This window comes from Gordonia soli NBRC 108243, assembly GCF_000334455.1.
Classification (GTDB): domain Bacteria; phylum Actinomycetota; class Actinomycetes; order Mycobacteriales; family Mycobacteriaceae; genus Gordonia; species Gordonia soli.
In genome coordinates this window covers 1-21255 of record NZ_BANX01000049.1, presented here as the reverse complement: position 1 = coordinate 21255, position 21255 = coordinate 1, and the positions used below count along the sequence as shown (strand labels likewise).

Here is a 21255-nt window from a genome sequence, read left to right as displayed (position 1 = left end):
GCGGCTCGTCCGCCGGTCGTCGACACACCCGCACGGCCATGCCGTGGGGCACGAGTGCCCTACCGATCATCGTCCGCCGACAGTCCATGGTTACGGTTCAGCAGCGTGGGCAGGGTCGTGTCCACCACCGGTCCCGGTGTACCCGACGACCAGTTCACGATGCGCTCGAGTTCGGCGGGTGCGACCAGCGGGACGTCGCCCACCCGTGTGGTCGGATCTGCGGTCAGACCGTCCAGCAGCGCCACGAACCGGCCGGTCAGCGTCGCAACCGTCTGCTCGTCGAACAGATCGGTGGCATACACGAGCGATCCGGACCAGGTGTCGGTGCCGGTGGCGATCGAGAAGGACAGGTCGACCTGGGCCGCGACCGCGAGTGGCTCCAGTGGCGCGATCTCGATGCCTGCCCCCGTGTGGACCGATTCGGCCGGGGCCGGCTGGACCAGCGACAACATCACCTGTGCCAGCGGTGCGAAGGCCTGCGACCGTGTGGGCGACAACTCCTGCACGACCGTCTCGAACGGCACGTCGGCATGGGCGAAGGCCTCGAGATCCGTCCCGCGCACCTGGTCGAGGAGGTCGGCGAAGGGCATCCCCGGATCGACCTCCGCCCGCAGGATCAACGTGTTGACGAACATGCCGACCAGCGGGTCGAGTTCACGCTGACCGCGTCCGGCGATCGGGGTGCTGACCGTTACGTCGTCGGTCGCCGTGAGACGCGACAGCACCACGGCGAGGGCCGCGTGCACCACCATGAACGGCGTCACCCCGCGGTCATGGGCGACCTGCGCGATCCGTCGGCCGACCTCACCCGGGATCTCGAAGGTGTGCAGCGCGCCCCGGTTGGACGCGACCGCCGGTCGCACCCGGTCGGCCGGCAGGTCGATGACGTCGGGTACACCACGGAGCTGCCGGGTCCAGTAGGCCAGTTGTCGGGCGACCACCGAGTTCGGGTCGTCGGGCGCGCCGAGTTCTCGGTGCTGCCAGATCGCGTAATCGGCGAACTGGACCGCCAGCGGGGTGAACTCGGGCTGCCGACCGTCGACCCGGGCACCGTAGGCCGCGACCACATCGGCGACCAGCGGCACCATCGACTCACCGTCGCCGACGATGTGGTGGATGATCGCGACCAGCAACCACTCGCCGTCGGCGACCCGGCGCAGACGGACGCGGAACGGGGTGCGGACGGTCACGTCGAATCCGGTGGTGGCCGCCGCGATCAGTTCCTCGTCGGTGTCGACCTGCGCCCAGTCCACCGGCGCGTCGGTCGGTGCGTGGACGAGTTGTACCGGCGCACCGCCGACCGCCGGGAAGGTGGTCCGGAGGATCTCGTGGCGTGCGACGACGTCGTCCACCGCGGCGCGGAGCGCGTCGGGATCCACTGCTCCGGTGAGCCGCAGACCGACCGGGATGTTGTAGGCGGTCGATCCTGGGTCGAATCGGTTGAGGAACCACATCCGCTGCTGCGCGAACGAGAGTGGCACGCGATCCGGACGCGGCGCGACGGCGGTGACCGGAGCCAGGGCGGTGCCCCGTCGACCGGCAAGTGCGACGAGGTCGCGGACCGTCGGCGCATCGAAGACGTCGCGCACCGAGATGTCGGCGTTGAGCACCTCCGCGGTGCGCGCCGCCAACCGGGTCGCCGAGAGCGAGTTGCCGCCGAGGTCGAAGAAGCCGGCGGTCACCGACACCTCGTCGACGCCGAGGACCTCGGCGAACACTGCGGCCACCGACTCCTCCGCAGGCGAATCCGCGGCCACGAACTCGGCGGTCTCGGCCGTCGGCGCCGGGAGCGCGCGCTTGTCGAGCTTGCCCGCCGGGGTCAGCGGCAAGTGGTCGAGCTCGGTGATGCTCGCCGGGATCATATGGGTCGGTAGGCGGTGGGCGACGTGGTCGCGCAGTTCGGTCTGCTCCACCGGACGGCCGAGTACGACGTAGGCCGCCAGTGCGGTGGCGACCGACCCTCCGACACCGATCACCACGGCGGAGGAGACGGCCGGGTGGCTCGCCAGTGCGGCCTCGATCTCGCCGAGCTCGATCCGCAGACCGCGCAGCTTGACCTGGTCGTCGCTGCGGCCGACGTAGTCGATGACCAACTCGCCCTCGGGGTTCCGCGCCCAGCGGACGACGTCACCGGTGCGGTACATCCGGGCTCCGGGCGGACCGTACGGATGCGCGACGAAGCGTTCGGCGGTCAGCCCGGCACGCCGACGGTAGCCGCGTGCGAGCGCTACGCCGTCGGCGTAGAGGTCGCCGGGGACCCCCACCGGGACGGGGCGTAGTTGGTTGTCGAGGACCAGCAGTCCGACACCGGGCACCGGGCCACCGATGTCGACCGGGCGCCCGGGGGTCAGCACCGAACTCATCGCGACCGCCACCGATGCCTCGGTGGGTCCGTAGGCGTTGACGAAGTCGACCCGGCCCGACCAGCGGTCGACCAGTGCCTGCGGCACCGCCTCGCCGCCCGACGCCAGCATCCGCAGCGCAGGCAGGTCCGTCTCGTCGATGCTGGCCAGCACGGTCGGGGTGAGGAACACGTGGGTGAGCGCCTGGTCCCGGATGAACTCGGCCAGCGGTGCGCCGCCCAGCACGTCGGCCGGTCGGTACACCAGCGTCGCGCCGGCCGTCGACGCGAGCAGCCACTCGAGGACGGAGGCGTCGAAGCTCGGGGATGCGAAGCCCAGGACACGGGCGGTCTCGTCGGATCGCAGTCGGTCCACCTCGGCGACGGCGAAGTTGTGCGCACCGCGGTAGCTGACCGTCACCCCCTTGGGCGTGCCGGTGGAGCCCGACGTGTAGATCACGTACGCGATGGCGTCGAGATGCGGCCGGCCGATCAGCTCGTCGGCGTCGATCGGTGCCGAACTCGTCGGATGGTCTCCGCCGACCGCACGCGCCTCGTCGATCGCAGTCCACCGCACCTCGTCGCCGAGTCCGTGGGTGTCGCGGGAGGTCAGCCCCACGGTCACCCCGGAATCGGTGATCATGTGCGCGATGCGCTCGGCCGGGTAGTCCGGATCGATCGACAGGTACGCCGCACCGACCTTTGCCACCGCCCACTGTGCCGCGAGCAGGTCGACGGAGCGGGGCAACGCCAACGCGACGATGTCGTCGACGCCGATGCCGTTGGCGATCAGCCAGCGGCCGATCCGGTTGGAACGCAGGTCGAGTTCGGAGTAGGTCAGCGATGCGCCGTGTCCGTCGGTGACGGCGACGTTGTCCGGGACCCGCGCGACCACGTCGGCGAAGACGTCGGCGAGCAGTCGGGGGGTGGCCGCCGGACCGCCCGACACCGGGGTGAGCTCGGACGCGTCGGCCGGTGACAACAGATCGATCTCGCCGATGGTCGCGTCCTGGTCGGCGACGACCGCGGTCAGGATCCGACGCACCGCGCCTGCGAATCCGTGGACCTGCTCGTCGCCGAAGGCGGACGGAAGGTACTTCAGCTTCACCTCGATGCCGTCGGCCGCCGGCGAGGTCGCCATGTTCAGCGGATAGTGCGTCGCGTCGGAGGCCTCCACCCCGAGGATCTGCAATCCGCCGGTCAGGGCGGCGTCGGCGGTGGACAGCGACTCGCTGTTCACCGGGTAGGACTCGTGCACGGTCAGGGTGTCGAAGACCACCGGCAACCCGGCGTTCGCGACGATCTCCGGCAGACCGAGGTGCTGGTGGTCGAGTACCGAGACCTTCTGTGCCTGCAGGCGATCGAGCGCGGTGGCGATGCTCACCGCGGGGTCGGCGTCGACGACCACCGGCAGCGTGTTGATGAACAATCCGACCATCGACTCGACGCCGTCGAGGTCGGCCGGCCGACCCGACACCGTCTCACCGAAGGCGACCACCTGGTTGCCGGTGAGACGCGACAGCAGCACCGACCAGGCGAACTGCAGGATCGTGGTGAGGGTGACCCCGCGGGAGCGGGCGACCTGCTCGATCGCCGCGGTCAGCTCGGCGTCGACCGACTCGACGTGGTCGCGAGGCAATGACGTCGCGGTCACCTCGACGTCCGAGGAGACGATCGTCGGCTCCTCGAGTGGTGCGAGCACGTCGCGCCACGCCGCGAGGCCCTGCTCGCGATCCGCGGACGCGATGTGGCGCAGGTAGTCCCCGAAGTCACCCGCCTGCGGCGCCTGGAGGTCGGTGAACGTGGTGCCCCGGGCGTAGAGCGCGAGCACGTCGGCGAGGACCAGTGGGCCCGACCAGCCGTCGAGCAGGATGTGATGGTTGGTGACCACCAGCGAGGCGGTGTCGCTGTGGGTGACCAGGACGAACCGGATCAATGGCGGCGCAGTCATGTCGAAGGGCAGCACACGCTCGGCGGCCGCGACCTCGGCGACGGCGGCGACCGCGTCAGCGGCCGGGTCGAGTTCGACGACCTGCCAGGGCAGTTCGACCTCGGGTACGACGACGGCGACCACCGAGCCGCTCTCCGTCCGCACGTACCCGGTGCGCAGGACGCGATGGTGTGCGAGCAGGTCGGCTGCCGCGGTGCGGAGCCGGGCGGCGTCGATGTCGCCGCCGAGCTCCAGGACTGCCTGCGTCACGTACACGTCGACGGCGTCGGATGTGGGGCCCGAGTTGAGCTCGGCCTGGAAGTAGAGGCCGTGCTGCAGCGGGGACAGCGGCCACACGATCGCACCGGGATACCGCACCCCGATGACGTCCAGATCCGACTGCGTCAGTGCGGTTCCGGGAACGTCCGACGGCGACGGTCCCGGGTCGCCGACGGATGCGAGGTCGGCGACGACGGCGGCGAGCTCGACCTCCCACAGCGTGGCCAACTCGGTGACGTCGTCGGTGCCGAACAACGCCGAAGGGTAGGCGAGATCGGCCACCAGCACACGGCCGTCCTCGGTGTGGACCGTGGACACGTTGACGCTCACCGCGGCCGCGACGGCCATACCGCCGGCGACGGTCGGCGGCAGACCGGGACTCTCGGGCGCCACGGTGAACGGCACGACGTGAGTCGGGTCGTGGTCGCCGACGCGCGCCGAGCCCGCACCGAAGAAGTTGAACGCGACCGTCGGCAGCGGACGACCAGCCAGCCCCGAGTCGGCGCGGTAGCGCAGGAGCCCGAACCCGGTGCCCGCCTGCGGTTGCCGCAGCCGTTCCTCCTTGGCCGCCTTCACCGCGTGGATCATGTCGACGGACGGATCCAGCAAGACCGGGGCGACGGTGGTGAACCAGCCGACGGTCCGGGAGAGGTCCGCGCGATGCGGTGCCCGGCCGCTCGCCATGATCTCGTCGTTGCGACCGTGTCCCTCCGACAGGATCGACACCGGCTGGTCGTCGCTGATGCCACGCCGTCGCTGCCAGGTGCGCACGGCTCGCGCGAGCGCACCCTGCAGCACGTCGTTCGGGGTGGCGCCGAAGGCCTCGGGCACCCCGGTGAGGACGGCCTCGGTGGTGTCGGATGCCACGCGATGCACCACGTTCCGAGTCGTCGACTCGCGGTCGCGCACACGATCGAGCTGCACGCCGAGATCGGTGGGACGCTGCGGCAGTCGGGCCAGCCAATGATCGAGCTCGGCGGCCGAACGGTCGGCGAGTTGCTCCGCGAGTGCGGCATACCAGGCCACCGCCGTGGTCTCCTCACGCCGGACCGCGACCGGAGCCGATGCCTGACGCTGCGACCAGACGGTGATCAGGTCCTCGATCACGATCGGCCACGACACGGCGTCCACGCCGAGGTGGTGGATGACCACGAGTAGGCGGGACTCACCGGTGGCGGCGTGGATCAGAACGGTCTGGACGAGGGCACCCGCCGCCGGGTCGAGGCGCGCCGCAGCCGAGGCGTGCGCGTCGCGCACCACGGTGGCGAACTCCGCAGAGGTCGGCGCCGTGTCGGTGTGGACCTCGTGCACCGCCGCAGCGGCGTCGAACGGGTTACCCGCGGTCAGCTCCCATCCGTCACCGACCACCACCAGACGCGAGGTGAGTGCCGGGTGACCGTCGACGACAGCCGTCAGGATCCCGGTGATCTCGTCGATGTCCGCACCGGGCGGCGCGATCAGCAGACGGGACTGGTTGAAGTCGGCGAAATCGGCAGGCGTATCGGAGAGTTCGAGCATCCAGGACACGATCTGCGGTAGCTCGATCCGGCCGACGCCGCCGTCGGGGTCGCGCAGCAGGGGCAACCGCTCGCCCTGGTCCGCGGCGGCCGACGCCATGGCGCGGACGGTCTTGAGTTCGAAGATCTCCCGCGGCGACAGCGACAGTCCGGCGGCGCGCGCGGCCGAGGTCAGCTGGATCGACATGATCGAGTCTCCGCCGAGGGCGAAGAACGACTCCGTGACCGACACCTGATCGACCCCGAGGACACCGGCGACGAGGGCGGCGAGCACGCGCTCGGTCTCCGAGGTCGGGGCCACGATCTCGGTGATCGTCGCGGAGAAGTCCGGCGACGGCAGCGATCTGCGATCGACCTTGCCCGCGGTGCTCAGCGGCAGGTGGTCGAGGATCATCCAGACGGCGGGCTGCATGAACTCGACGAGGTGCTCGGCGGCGTAGTCGCGCAGCGCTTCCCGGTCGAGGTCGTCGGATCCGTCGACGTAGCCGACGAGCAGTTCGCCGCCTGCGGGTGCGGAGTCGACGGTGACGGCCGCGTGGACCACACCGGGCGCGGAGGCGATCACTGCCTCGATCTCGCCGAGCTCGATGCGCTGGCCGCGCAGCTTCACCTGGAAGTCGGTGCGGCCCAGGTACTCCAGCTGTCCCGCGGAGTTCCAGCGCACCATGTCACCGGTGCGGTACAGCCGCTGGCCCGGGACTGCCGGGTCGGCGACGAATCGTTCTGCGGTCAGAGCCGGCCGTCCCGCGTAGCCGCGGGCGACCTGCAGTCCGCCGAGGTAGAGCTCACCCGCGACACCGATCGGCACGATCTGCAGTCGGGCGTCGAGCACATGGGCGGTGACGTGCCAGAGCGGCACACCGATCGGGACCGTCGGCGCACCCGCACCCACCTCCGCGATGGTCGCGAAGATGGTCGCCTCGGTCGGCCCGTACTGGTTGTGCAACCCGACGTGGGGCCACCGCTGGAGCAGTCGGTCGGCCACCGCCGGGGTCAACGCCTCACCGCCGGTGTGGATGTGCCGAACCGACGAGATCCACTCGGTGTCGCGATCCGCGGTCGCCTCGAGCAGTGACGAGAGCATCGACGGCACCATCATCACCGAGGTGACCTGATGGTCGGCGATGTACGACGCCACCGCCCAGGGGTCGCGATGCTCACCCGGACGCATCATCACCATGCGCCCGCCGTCGTAGAGCCAACGGAAGAACTCGAGCACCGATGGGTCGAACGTGTACTCCAGTACCTGCAGGAAGACGTCGGAGCCGGAGAAGGCGTAGTAGTCCTGGTCGAAGATCAACTGCGACAGCACCGACCGGTGCGACACGGTGACACCCTTCGGCCGGCCGGTCGAGCCGGAGGTGAAGATCGTGTACGCCGCGTGGTCCTCGCGCAACGGTGCCAGCCGTTCGGCGTCGGTGACCGGCGCCACGACGTCGGCCACCGGGGCGCCCGCATCGACGGTGACGACCTGCACCCGTTCGCCCAGAGCCGTCACCACCGCGGGAGTCGCGTCCGCGGCGACGACCACGATGTGCGCACCCGCCGTGTCGAGCATGTACTCGACCCGGTCGGTGGGTGCGGCGGTGTCGATCGGCACGTACTGCCCGCCGGCGACGACGATCGCCTGCAGGGCGAGGATGAGTTCCAGCGAACGCGGCGTGCACAGTCCCACTGCCACGTCGGGCCCCACGCCGGCGGCGATCAACCGGCGCGCCAGCGTGTTCACGCGGGCCGCGAACTCGACGAAGGTCACGTCACGTCCGTCGAACGTCACGGCTTTCGCGTCACCGAAACGGTGGGCCGCGGCGGTCACCAGGTCGGCGAGGGTGCCCTCGACCACCGCCTCGCGCAGTTGCGGATCCGAGAGATCGACCTCCGCGCCCGAGGTCCAGCCTGCGATCGCGGCGCGCTCCTCTGCCGACACCAACTCCACCGCACCGACCGGAACGTCCGGGTCCGCGGTGACGGCGTCGAGGACGGCGACGAGCCGCGCGGCCAACACGTCCATCGAGCCGGCCTCGAAGAGATCGGTCGCGTAGATCAGCGATCCGGGCCACGGCTCACCGGGGCCCGCCGTGGACAGACCGACCAGCAGATCGACCTTCGCCGGGGTCAGTCCCGGATCGATCGGCGTGATCTCGAGGTCGCCGACCCGCAGGGACTCCTCACCCGCCCCCAGTTCCGGCAGCACCGACTGATCGAGGGTCAGCCACACCTGGGTGAGCGGAGCGAAGGCCTCGGACCTGGTCGGCTCCAGCCGCTCGACGAGCGTCTCGAACGGGATGTCGGCGTTGGCGAAGGCGTCGAGGTCGGTGGTACGTACCCGATCGAGCAGTGCATCGAAGGTCGTCGCGCCGTCGACGGCGGTGCGCAACACCAACGTGTTGACGAACATGCCGACCAGCGGATCGAGTTCGCGTTGGCCACGTCCCGCGATCGGGGTACCGACGGCGACATCGTCGGTGGCCGCGAGTCGGGCCAGCAACACGGCGAGCGCGGCGTGGACGACCATGTACGGGGTCGCATTCCGCTCGTGCGCGAGGGCGGTGACCCGATCCGCGACGCCTGCCGGGAGATGGAACTCGACGAAGTCGCCGCGCTGCGAGGCGACCCGGGGACGCGGGTGATCGGTGGGCAGTTCCAGGACGTCGGGAAGGCCGGCGAGCTGCGCGGACCAGTAGGCCAGCTGACCGCCGAGGACCGACGACGGATCGTCGACGGCACCGAGGGTGTCCTGTTGCCACAGCGCGAAGTCGGCGAACTGGACGTCCAACGGCGCGAATGCCGGTTCGGCGCCCTCGGCGCGCGCCGCGTACGCCGTGACGAGGTCGGTCATCAACGGTGCCAGCGATTCACCGTCGGCCGCGATGTGGTGGGCGACCACCGCGAGCACGGACTCGGTCTCCGAGACCGGCCACAGTCGGACCCGCAGCGGCCACTGGGCGGTGACGTCGAAGCCGGTACCGATCGCCGCTTCCACGTCCGCCTGGGAGTCGACGACCGCCCAGTCGAGACGGTCGGCGATCTCGGCGGCGGCGTGGATCTGCTGGGTCGGCTCACCGTCGACGGACGGGAAGGTGGTGCGCAGCACCTCATGGCGTGTGACCACGTCGATGATCGCGGTATGCAGTGCGGCGGTGTCGATCCGGCCGCTGATCCGAACGCCGAGCGGCACGTTGTACGTGGCGACCGAGGTGTCGAACTGGTTGATGAACCACATGCGCTGCTGCGCGAACGACAGCGGAATCCGTTCCGGGCGTGGGTCGACGGCGGTGATCGGCGCCAATGCCGCGGCCCGGCCGGTCCCGCGGGTGGCCAACTGCCGCACGGTCGGCGACTCGAAGACGTCGCGGACCGAGATGTCGGCGTCGAGTACCTCGGCGACGCGCGCGGCGAGCCGGGTCGCCGACAGCGAGTTGCCGCCCAGGTCGAAGAAGCCGGTGGTCACCGACACCTCCTCGACGCCGAGCACCTCGGCGAAGACGTCGGCGACGGCGCGCTCGTCGTCGGTCTCCGGTGCGACGAACTCGCCGGCTTCGATCACCGGTTCGGGCAGCGCGTTGCGGTCGAGCTTGCCCACCGGCGTCATCGGCAGCGCGTCGAGCACCTGGATGGAAGCCGGGACCATGTGGGCCGGCAGGCGCCCGGCGATGTGCGTCTTGAGATCTGCGATCTCCAGTGTGGCCTCGTCGGCGACGACGTAGGCGGCCAGCGCGGTGGCGACCGAACCGCCGACACCGATCACCACTGCCGAGCGCACGCCGTCGTATTCGGCGAGAGCGGACTCGATCTCTCCCAGCTCGATGCGCAGACCGCGGAGTTTGACCTGGTCGTCGCTGCGGCCGGAGTACTCGAGCACGGCCTCGCCCGAGCCGTTGCGGCGCCAGCGGACGACATCACCGGTGCGATACATCCGATCGCCCGGTCCCCCATGGGGATTGGCGACGAAGCGCTCGGCGCTGAGGCCCGGACGATCGAGGTAGCCGCGGGAGAGGGCTCCGCCGGCCACGTACAGTTCGCCGGGCACGCCGACCGGGACCGGCCGGAGTCGCCCGTCGAGAACCATCAGACCGACACCGGCCAGCGGTCCGCCGAGCGTGATCGGCTCACCGACGCCGAGCGGGGCACTGATGGTGACGCCGATGGTGGTCTCGGTGGGTCCGTACAGGTTCTGCACGCGGCGGAAGACCGCCCACTCGTCCTTGAGGCCTTGGGGAACCGCCTCGCCGCCGGCGTAGACGACACGCAGTGCGGGTACCGCAGGCGCCTCGAGGGTCGCCAGCACCGACGGGGTGAGGAAGGTGTGGGTGACGGCCTGCCGGAGCATGAAGTCCTGGAGCACCGCTCCGCCGACCGCGTCCGACGGGCGGTAGATCAGCACGCCACCGGCCACGGTGGCGAGCAGGTACTCGAGCACCGAGGCGTCGAAACTCGGGGAGGCGAAACCGAGCACACGGGCGTACTCGTCCGCGTTCGAACGTCGGATCTCCTCGGCCGCGAAGTTCGCCAGTCCGGTGTGGGTGACCGCGACGCCCTTGGGCCGTCCGGTCGATCCCGATGTGTAGATGACGTAGGCGACGTTGTCGGTCCGGACCGCGGCTCGGCGGTCGGCGTCGGTCACCGCGGTGTCGTCGTGACCGGCGATCTCGGATGCGACGGTCGTCTCGTCGACCCGCACCCAATCGAAGGCGTCGCCCGGCAGGTCACCGGATGCCGCGACAGCGAGACCGAGGATCGCGCCGGAGTCCTCGATCATCGTGGCCACCCGCTCGGCCGGGTAGTCGGGGTCGATCGGCACGTACCCCGCGCCGGTCTTCGCGACCGCCCAGATGGCGGTCAGCAACTCCGCCGAACGTCCGATGGCCAGCGCGACCAGCGACTCCGCACCGATGCCGCGTCCGATCAACCAGCGTGCGAGTCGATTCGACCGTGCGTCGAGTTCGGCGTAGCTCAGTACGGTGTTCTGGGCGTCGACCACGGCCTGACGCGGCCCCCAGCGTCGTGCTGCCTCGGCGAAGATGCCGGCCAACAGTACCGGCGGGGTGCCCGGACCACCGGTGACCACCGCGTCCGAATCCGCGACGACCGGGACCGGCGCGGGAACGGCAGCGGCCTTGGCGCGGGTGAGGTCGGCAACCGACAGCCCCTGCGACAAGGCGATGTCGCCGATGGCGACGGTCGCGTCGGCGGCCATCTCGTCGACGATGCGGGTGAGGTGCTCGGCGAAACCGCGGACGGTCGACTCGTCGAACAGGTCGGTGGCGAACAGGATCGAGCCGCCCCACGCGCCCTCGGCCGCAGGTGCGACGGCCACCAGGAGGTCCACGCGTGCCGGCACGGTCCCGGTGGCCACCGGGCTCACGCTCAAGCCCGCGATCTCGCCGCTGGCCAGGTCGGCGCCGGCCAGTTCCGGCAGCGCCGACTGATCGAAGGTCAGCCAGACCTGCGAGAACGGGGCGAAGGCATCCGAACGGACCGCACCGGCGGCCTCGACGACCGACTCGAACGGCACGTCCGCGTTGGCGAACGCATCCAGATCGGTCGCCTTCACGTCCGCCAGGAGCGACTCCACGGTCTCACCGGAGTCGACACGGGTGCGCAGGATGAGCGTGTTGACGAACATGCCGATCAGCGGATCGAGCACGGCCTGACCACGATTGGCGATGGGGGTACCGATGGCGATGTCGTCGGACGCACTCAGTCGGCCCAGCAGCACGGCCAGTGCGGCGTGCACGACCATGAACGGCGTGGTGCCCGATCGCTGGGCCAGCTGGCGGACCGACGAGCCGGCCTCGGCCGAGAACTCGAAGTCCAACCGAGCGCCCCGCTGGGTCGCGACCGGCGGCCGCGGGCGGTCGGTCGGCAGTTCGATGACGTCTCCGAGCCCGGCGAGCTGGTCCGTCCAGTAGGCGAGCTGGCCGCCGACCACCGAGTCGGGATCGTCGGTGCTGCCCAGGTTCTCGCGCTGCCAGAGTGCGTAGTCGGCGAACTGCACCGGCAGCGGACCGAACTCCGGGTCGGTGTCCTCCGCCTCGGCGATGTAGGCGGTGACGAGGTCGGTGACGAGCGGGGCCATCGACTCACCGTCGGAGGCGATGTGGTGCATCACCACGGCGAGTACGTGCTCGCCGGGCGCGGCAGGCCAGACGCGAACGCGGATGGGCCACTGCCGGGTGACGTCGAAACCGGTGGCGACCGCCTCCTCGATCTCCTCCTGCGAGTCGACGACATCCCAGTCCAGGCGCGCCGCGACGGCGGAGGCGCGGGCGATCTTCTGATACGGCACCCCGTCCGCGGACGGGAAGGTGGTGCGTAGCACCTCGTGCCGGGTGACGACGTCGATGACCGCGGCGTGCAGTGCCTCGACGTCGAGGTCGCCGCTCAGCCGCAGCACGGCCGGGATGTTGTACGCCGCCGAGGCCGAGTCGACCTGGTTGATCAGCCACATCCGCTGCTGCGCGAACGACAGCGGGATGCGATCGGGTCGTGGGTCGACGACGGTGATCGGCGCGACCGCGGCCGAGGCGCCGCCGGCCATGGCGGCCAACTCGCGCACGGTCGGTGCGTCGAACAACTCGCGGACCCCGATCTCGACCCCGAGGACCGCGCCGACGCGAGCGGCGAGGCGCATCGCCGACAGCGAGTTGCCGCCGAGGTCGAAGAAGCTGTCGGTGACACTGACGCGGTCGGTGCCCAGGACATCGGCGAACACCTCGGCGACGCTCGACTCGGCATCGGTCTCGGGCGCGACGTACTCACCCGCGGTGAACACCGGGTCGGGCAGCGCGCGCCGATCGATCTTGCCGGCGCTGTTGAGCTGCATGTCGTCCAGGACCATCCACACCGTGGGACGCATGTAGGCCGGGAGCGACTCCGCCAGAACGGCTTCCACTCCTGAGATCGCGACCGTCTCCCCCGGCGCGCCGGCGACGTAGCCGACCAGATGCTCACCGCCGCCCGGTGCGATCGCGACGGTGGCGGCAGCGTGGACGACCCCGGGTGCCGAAGCGATGACCGACTCGATCTCACCGAGCTCGATGCGCTGACCGCGCAACTTCACCTGGAAGTCGGTGCGGCCGAGGTAGTCGATGCCGCCGGATGCGGTGCGGCGGACCAGGTCACCGGTCCGGTAGAGCCGCGATCCGGGAGGACCGTACGGGTCGGCGACGAAGCGCTCCGACGTGAGATCGGGGCGCGCCGCGTACCCGCGGGCCAACTGCACGCCACCGAGGTACAGCTCGCCGGGGACGCCGTCGGGCACCCGGTGCAGTCGAGCATCGAGGACGAGAGCCGAGGAGTTCCAGACCGGGATGCCGATCGGCACCGTCTGGTCCTCGGCCGAGACGCTCTCGATGTGCTCGTAGGTGATCTCCACGGCGGCCTCGGTCGGGCCGTAGAGGTTGAACAGCATCGCGTCGGGGAGCAACGTGCGCACCTGCGCCGCGATGGCCGGCGGCAGCGCCTCACCGGTGGTCGAGACGATCCGGACCGAATCCAGGGCGCGGACCCGCTCGGCGCCGGCGACCTCGAGGAAGACTGACAGCATCGACGGCACGAAGTGCACCATGGTCGCGCGGGTGCGGGCGATCTCGGCAGCGACGTAGAGCGGGTCCAGGTGCCCGCCGTCGCGCAGGATCACCAGGCGCGCACCGTGGATGAGTGGCGCGAAGAGCTCGGGGACCGAGCAGTCGAAGGTGTACGGGGTCTTGAGGACCACGGCGTCGGAGGCGTCGATCGGCAGGGTGTCCAGTCCCCACCACAGGCGGTTGAGAACGGCGACGTGTGAGAGTGTGACGCCCTTCGGACGTCCGGTCGACCCGGAGGTGAAGAGGGTGTACACCGCGTCGTCGGGACGCAACGGGCCGGTGCGCTCATCCGCCCGGATCGCCGGGGTCTCGGTGTCGACGGGTGTGGCCGCGTCGACACCGAGGACGGCCGCGCCAGCTGCTCGCGCCGCCTCCACGACCCCGGCGACGGACGACGCGTCGGCGACCAGCAGCGCGTTCGCGTTCGCGGTCTCGAGCATGTAGCGGACGCGATCCGCGGGAGCGGTGGTGTCGATGGGCACGTACTGCCCACCGGCCGCGACCACGGCGTGGATGGCCACGAGCATCTCCACCGAGCGCGGGATGCACACGCCGACAGCGACATCCGGCCCGACGCCGGTGGCGATGAGTTCACGGCCGAGTACGTTGACCCGGGCACCGAACTCGGCGAAGGTCACCTCGCGGTCGGCGTCGATCAGCGCGACCGCGTCGGGGGTCGCGGCGACCCGGAGCGCGATCGCATCGGCGACCGTGTCCACCTCGGGCAGCACGACGTCTGCCCCGGACTCTGCGGCGACGATCGCATCCCGATCACCGTCGGCGAGCAATGCGATGTCACCGACCGGGAGTTGCGTTGCCGCGGTGAGCCGATCGAGCAGCAGTACGAATCGTCGGTTGAATGCTTCGATCGTCGACTCGTCGAAGAGATCGGTCGCGTAGGTGGTCGCGATGTGCCAGTCGGCCCCCGCTGCTGCGGCCGACACGACGACGTTCAGGTCGAGCTGTGCCGGGACCTCGCTCGCCTCCACGGGCGCCAGGGTCAGGTCGCTCATCCCCTGACCGCCGAGGGCCTCGGTGATCGATGTGCCGCGGCCTGCATCGTTGAAGGTCAGCATGACCTGCGCAAGCGGCGAGAAGGCCTCGGAGCGGACCGGGTTGATCTGTTCCACCAACGTCTCGAAGGGCACGTCGGAGTGCGCGAAGGCCTCGAGATCGGTACGCCGCACCTGCTCCAGGAGTTCGGCGAAGGTGGCGCCGCCGTCGACCTGTGCCCGCAGGACCAGAGTGTTGACGAACATACCGACCAGCGGGTCGAGAACACGCTGCCCCCGACCGGCGATCGGGGTGGCGATCGCGATGTCCTCGCTCGCCGAGAGCCGCGCGAACAGCACCGCGAGTGCTGCGTGCACGACCATGAACGGCGTCACGCCGCGCCTGCGTGCGACCTCGGCCACCCGCTCGCCGACCTCGGCCGGGAGCGCGAACGACGACAAGGCGCCGCGTTGACTGGCCGTCGGCGGACGTGGCCGGTCGGTCGGGAGTTCCAGGACGTCGGGCACACCGGCGAGTTCGTCGAGCCAGTAGGCGATCTGGCCTCCGACGATCGACTCCGGATCGTCGGCGTCACCGAGGACGTCGTGCTGCCAGATGGCGAAGTCGGCGAACTGCACCTCGAGTGGGACGAACAGCGGGACCTGTCCGGCGGCACGCGCGACGTAGGCGGTGACCACATCGGTGACCAGTGGTGCCATGGACTCGCCGTCGGCGGCGATGTGGTGGGCGACGACGGCCAGGACGTGCTCATCACGTCCGGCGGGCCAGAGGCGTACGCGCAGCGGGAGGTCGGCCGTGACGTCGAAGCCGCGCATCACGGCGTCCTCGATCTCCGTCTGCGAGGCGACGATCTGCCAGTCGAGCCGTCGTTGGGCTTCGCCGGTCGGGTGGACCAGTTGGTAGGGGACGCCTTCGTGCGCCGGGAAGGTCGTCCGCAGCACCTCGTGACGTCCGACCACGTCGGCCACCGCGTCGTGCAGCGCATCGACGTCGAGCGTTCCCGACAGTCGCAGTACCGCCGGGATGTTGTAGGCGGGCGACGCGGCGTCGAACCGGTTGATGAACCACATCCGCTGCTGCGCGAAGGACAGCGGGATGCGGTCGGGACGCGGCCGGACCGCTGCGATCGGGGTGACACCCTCACCTCGCGATCCCGCGACCACCGCGAGCTCGCGGACCGTCGGGGTGTCGAAGATGTCGCGCACCGAGACGTCGGCGGCGAGCACGTCGGCGATCCGGGCGGCGACGCGGGTTGCCGACAGCGAGTTGCCACCGAGGTCGAAGAACGACGTCGTGGCGCCGACCTCGGCCGGATCGAGACCGAGCACCTCGGCGAAGACGCCGGCGACGGCCTCCTGCGCCGGGGAGGCCGGTGCGACGTAATCGCCCGCCACAGCGGCTGTCTCGGGCGCGGGTAGCGCCGCCCGGTCGAGTTTGCCGTTGGCGGTCAACGGGATCGCGTCGATGGCCACGACGAGATCGGGGACCATGTACGCGGGCACGGCGGCTGCGGCCGCCTGGCGGATGGCCTGCGGGTCGAGAGCAGCCGGATCGTCCACCACGACATGCCCGACCAACAGCTCGCCACTGCCCTTGCCGTCGACGATGGTGGCCGCCGCGGCGGTCACACCGGGCGCGCTCAGCAGCGCTGCCTCGACCTCGCCGAACTCGATGCGGAAACCACGCAGCTGGACCTGCGCATCGCCACGACCCAGGTACTCGATGTCGTCACCGACCCGGCGGGCCAGGTCACCGGTGCGGTAGAGACGCTGTCCGCCCCCTCCGAACGGATCCGCGACGAACCGGGTCGCGGTCAGCTCGGGACGCCGCAGGTAACCCTGCGCCAACTGCCCACCGACGACGTACATCTCACCGACGACGCCCTCGGGCACCGGCCGCAACCGATCGTCGAGGATGTGAATCCCCAACGACGCCAACGGCCGACCGATGAAGCTGGCGTCACCTGCGCGCACGGTCGAGGGGTCGAGGGCACGGAAGCTGACGTGCACCGTGGTCTCGGTGATGCCGTACATGTTGACCAGCACCGCATCGTCCCCGGGATGCTCGTCGAACCAACGGCGCACCTGCTCGAAGTTGAGCGCCTCGCCGCCGAAGACGACGTACCGCAACGACAGCGGGTGGGACCGGTCCCGGCGGCGCGCATCGGACAGCTGGTAGAAGGCCGACGGGGTCTGACTCAGGACGGTGACCCGCTCGCGCGACAGCAGGCGCAGGAACTCCTCCGGCGCGCGGGCGACGTCGCGTCCGACAACCACCAACCGGGCTCCGCTGAGCAACGGACCCCACAGCTCCCACACCGAGAAGTCGAACGCGTACGAGTGGAACATCGTCCACACATCATCCGACCGGAACTCGAAATCGGTTGCCGCCGTGTCCATCAACGTCACCACATCCCGATGGGTGACCTCCACACCCTTCGGACGGCCCGTCGAACCCGACGTGTAGATCACGTAGGCACGGGCATCGGCGTGCGTCACGACCAGCGGCCGGGCCACACCGGCGCCCTCGTCGAACAGGTCGGCGACGTCGGCGACCACGGTCTGTCCGGGCAGCTGCGACCAGAGTTCGAGTCCCGCGGTGGACGAGTCGGTGACGACCACCGGTGGGGTCGCGTCCGAGATGATGAACCGTAGACGTTCGGTCGGGTTCGTGGTGTCCAGCGGAAGGTATCCCGCCCCGGCCTTGAGAACACCGAGGATCGTCGACACCAGATCCACCGACCGGGCGGTGGCCACACCCACCAGATCGCCGGTCCGGACACCACGCGCGACCAGAGCCGACGCGATCGCGTCGGAGCGGCGGTCGAGGTCGGTGTAGCGCAGCGACGCCCCCGACCACCCACCGTCGGACACCGCCACCCCGTCGCTGTTCGCGGCGACCGAGCGCGCGAACAGTTCCACCAGCGAAGCATCGGTGTTGACGGTGTCGGTCACCGGCGCGCTGATCCCGGCGCGATAGTCGGCCTCGTCGACGAGCGAGATGTCGGCGACCTGCAAGCGGTCGGCCTGCTCGGCGATGGTGGTGAGCAGTCTGACCAGGACGTCGGCGAAGACCGACACCTGACGGTCGGAGAACGCCGACGGCAGGTACTTCAGCTTCAGCAGGGTCTGGTCCCCGGACCGGGACGTGATGAAGTTCAGCGGATAGTGCGTCGAGTCGCGGATGTCGATGCCTCGGATGTCGAGCCCCTCGACTGCGTCCGCGGAGGCGACCGAATCGGTGTCCACCGGGTACGACTCGTGCACCGCCAGGGTGTCGAAGCCGATCGGCGCACCGCTGGCGGTGACGATCTCCGGCAGCCCGAGGTGCTGGTGGTCCAGGACGGCGACCTTGTCCGCCTGTACCTTCCGCAACACATCCACCACCAACGCAGACGGATCCACATCGACCACCGCAGGCAAGGTGTTGATGAACAACCCCACCATCGACTCCACACCATCGAGATCAGCCGGACGACCCGACACCGTCTCACCGAAGGTCACCACACGCTCACCGGTCACCCGCGACAACAACACCGCCCACGCGAACTGCAACACCGTCGCGGCGGTGACCCCGTGGCGTCGGGTGAGGTCGTCGATGCCGGCCGTGGTCTCGGCGTCGAGCAGGACGGCGAGGTCGCGCGGCAGCGCCTCCACCGTCGCCTCCGCGCTGGCCGAGACGAGAGTCGGCCCGTCCACCGGCGCGAGCACCTCGCGCCAGGCGGCGAGACCGGCCGTGTCGTCGGCCGAGCCGATCCGCCGAAGGTAGTCGGCGAAATCGCCGGTGCCGGTGGACACCTGGGAGGTGTAGGTGAACCCGGTCGCGTACAACGCGAGCAGGTCGGCCAGCACCAGGGGTCCCGACCAGCCGTCGAGGACGATGTGGTGGTTGGTGACGATCAGGTGTGTGGCACGCGGCGACCGAGCGACGACGAAGCGCACCAGGGGTGGCTCACGGAGATCGAACGGGAGCACCCGCTGCTCCTCGCGGAGACGATCGATGCGCCGCTCGACGTCCGCCTCGTCCATGTCGGAGATCTCCACGACCTCCCACGGCACCTCGACGGAGGTCGGCACGACTGCCACGACGGCTCCGCTGGGTGTCCGGACGAAACCGGATCGCAGGACCCGGTGTTCGGCGAGCAGCATCTCGGCCGCGGTCCGCAGACGTCCGATGTCGACCCCGCCGCCCAGCGTGAGCACGGCCTGGGCGACGTAGACGTCGACCGCCCCTGATCGTCGGCCCGCGGAGGCGAGTTCGGACTGGAAGTGCAGACCGCGCTGTAGCGGTGAGAGCGGCCAGACCGCCGCACCCGGGGACCGCGCGGCGATGAGGTCGAGGTCGGCTTGCGTGACCGCGGCACCGGGGACGTCGGACGGTGACAACCCGACATCGCGCCGGGCGGCGACCTCGGCGACCAGCGTCCGGAGCTCGCCACGCCACCGATCACCGAGGTCGGTGACCTCTTCTTCGGTGAGAAGTCCTGCGGGGAAGGCGAAGTCGGCACTGATGGCACGGCCGGCAGCGGTCGGCACCGAGTTGGCGTTGATGGTCAGCGAGTTCAGGGCGACCATGGCACCGGAGACCGATCCGGGCAGGCGCAGATCGTGGCGGGCCGGGAGGAAGTCGCCCGAGATCCCCTCTCCCCCGGCGACGTTGCCGAGGTAGTTGAAACCGATCGACGGCAGCGGACGGCTCGACAGCTCGGTGTCGGCGTACCGCAGCACACCGAAGCCGATTCCGGCCTCGGGACGGCCGAGCCGTTCTTCCTTCGCCGCCTTCACCGCGTGCACGATGTCGGCGGTGGGCTCGAGGCTCACCGGCACGATCGTGGTGAACCATCCGATCGTGCGGGAGAGGTCGGCGTTGCGTGGGTCGGCACCGTGCGCGACGACGTCCTCGTAGCGACCGTGACCCTCGACGAGAACGGAGACCGGCGCGGTGTCGGCGATCCCCCTGCTCTGCTGCCACGAGCGCACGGCGCGCGCCAGTGCGGCCAGCAGCACGTCCTCGGCGCTGCCGTCGAACGCCCGCGGAACGCTGGTCAGGGCCGGCTCGGCGATGTCCGCGTCGATCCCCACGACGACCGACCGTGCGGTGCGCTGCTTGTCGCGGCTCCGGTCGAACACCGCGCCGAGGTCGGTGGGACGCTGCGGAAGTCGGCTCAGCCAGTGCTCCGATGCCCCGGCCGCGACGTCGGCGCGAGCGGCCAGCGCCGCATACCAGGCGCGTGCGCTGGTGCTCTCGGCGCGGACGGCGTGATCATGTCCTGCGTTGCGCTGTGCCCAGACGGTGACGAGGTCCTCGATCAGCACCGACCAGGAGACGGCGTCGACGCCGAGATGATGGATGACGACGACGAGCCACCCGGCCCCGTCGGGATCCTGCACGAGCACGGCGTGCACGAGGCGTCCGGCGGCCGGGTCCAGTTGCCCGGCCGCATACGTGTGGGCAGCCGCCGCGGCCGCGGCGAACTCCGGCGAGCCGACCGGCGCCGACGAGGTCGAGGTCGACACCGCGCCCGCGGCGTCGAACTCGTTGCCGGTGAGCAGTTCCCAGCCGCTGTCCGTCAGGCGCAACGACGCGGTCAGCATCGGATGGGCGGCCACCGCCACGGCGAGGACCTCGCGCACGGTGTCGGCATCGATGCCCGCAGGCGCGGCGAGCACGGTGGACTGCGAGAAGTCGGCGAAGTCGGCCGGGGTCTCCGAGTGCTCGATCATCCACGAGACGATCGGCGGGAGCGACGACGGGCCGGTCCCGCCACCGGGCGGTTCCGGCAGCGCGGGCAGTCGCGCACCGCCACCGGCGATCGCACGCGCCATCGACCGGATGGTCCGGTGCTCGAAGATCTCGCGCGGCGAGAGGGCCAGACCGCCGGCCTTGGCGGCCGAGGAGAGCTGGATCGACATGATCGAGTCGCCACCCAAGGCGAAGAAGGACTCGGTCACCGAGACGCGCTCGATGCCGAGTAGCGCCGCGACGATCCCGGCGAGCTGCTCCTCGAGTGGCCCCTCCGGGGCGACGTAGACGTCGGCCGACACCCCGAAGTCGGGTTCGGGCAGGGCCCGACGGTCCAGTTTGCCCGCGGAGTTGAGTGACACGTGCTCGATGGGCATCCACACCGACGGGCGCATGTACTCCGGCAGCGACTCGGCGACCGCCACACGCATCAGGTCGAGGTCCACCGTGGCCGGCGACACGTAGGCGACGAGGTGCTGGGCACCCGAGGGGGCCGAGGCCACCGTCGCCGCGGCGTGCACCACACCGGGCACCGACGCGATGACCGATTCGATCTCGCCGAGTTCGATCCGCTGGCCGCGCAACTTCACCTGGAAGTCGGTGCGACCCAGGTACTCGATCTCACCGTCGTGGTTCCACCGCACCAGGTCTCCCGTGCGATAGAGGCGTTCACCAGGGCCACCGAACGGATCGGCCACGAATCGTTCGGCCGACAGGTCCGGACGTCCCGCATAGCCGCGCGCGAGCTGCACACCGCCGAGGTAGAGCTCACCGGGCACCTCCACCGGAACCGGCCGCAGCCGGGCATCGAGGACCCACGTGGTGGTGTTCCACACCGGCCTG

At 70.4% G+C, this 21255-nt stretch carries 1 protein-coding gene; it reads right to left on the bottom strand.

Features of this window, described 5'->3' with window-relative positions:
* Window positions 1-59: 59 nt before the first annotated feature.
* Window positions 60-21255 (bottom strand): non-ribosomal peptide synthase/polyketide synthase (locus GS4_RS24375; protein ID WP_157226763.1); only part of this gene is annotated, 21196 nt, incomplete at its 5' end.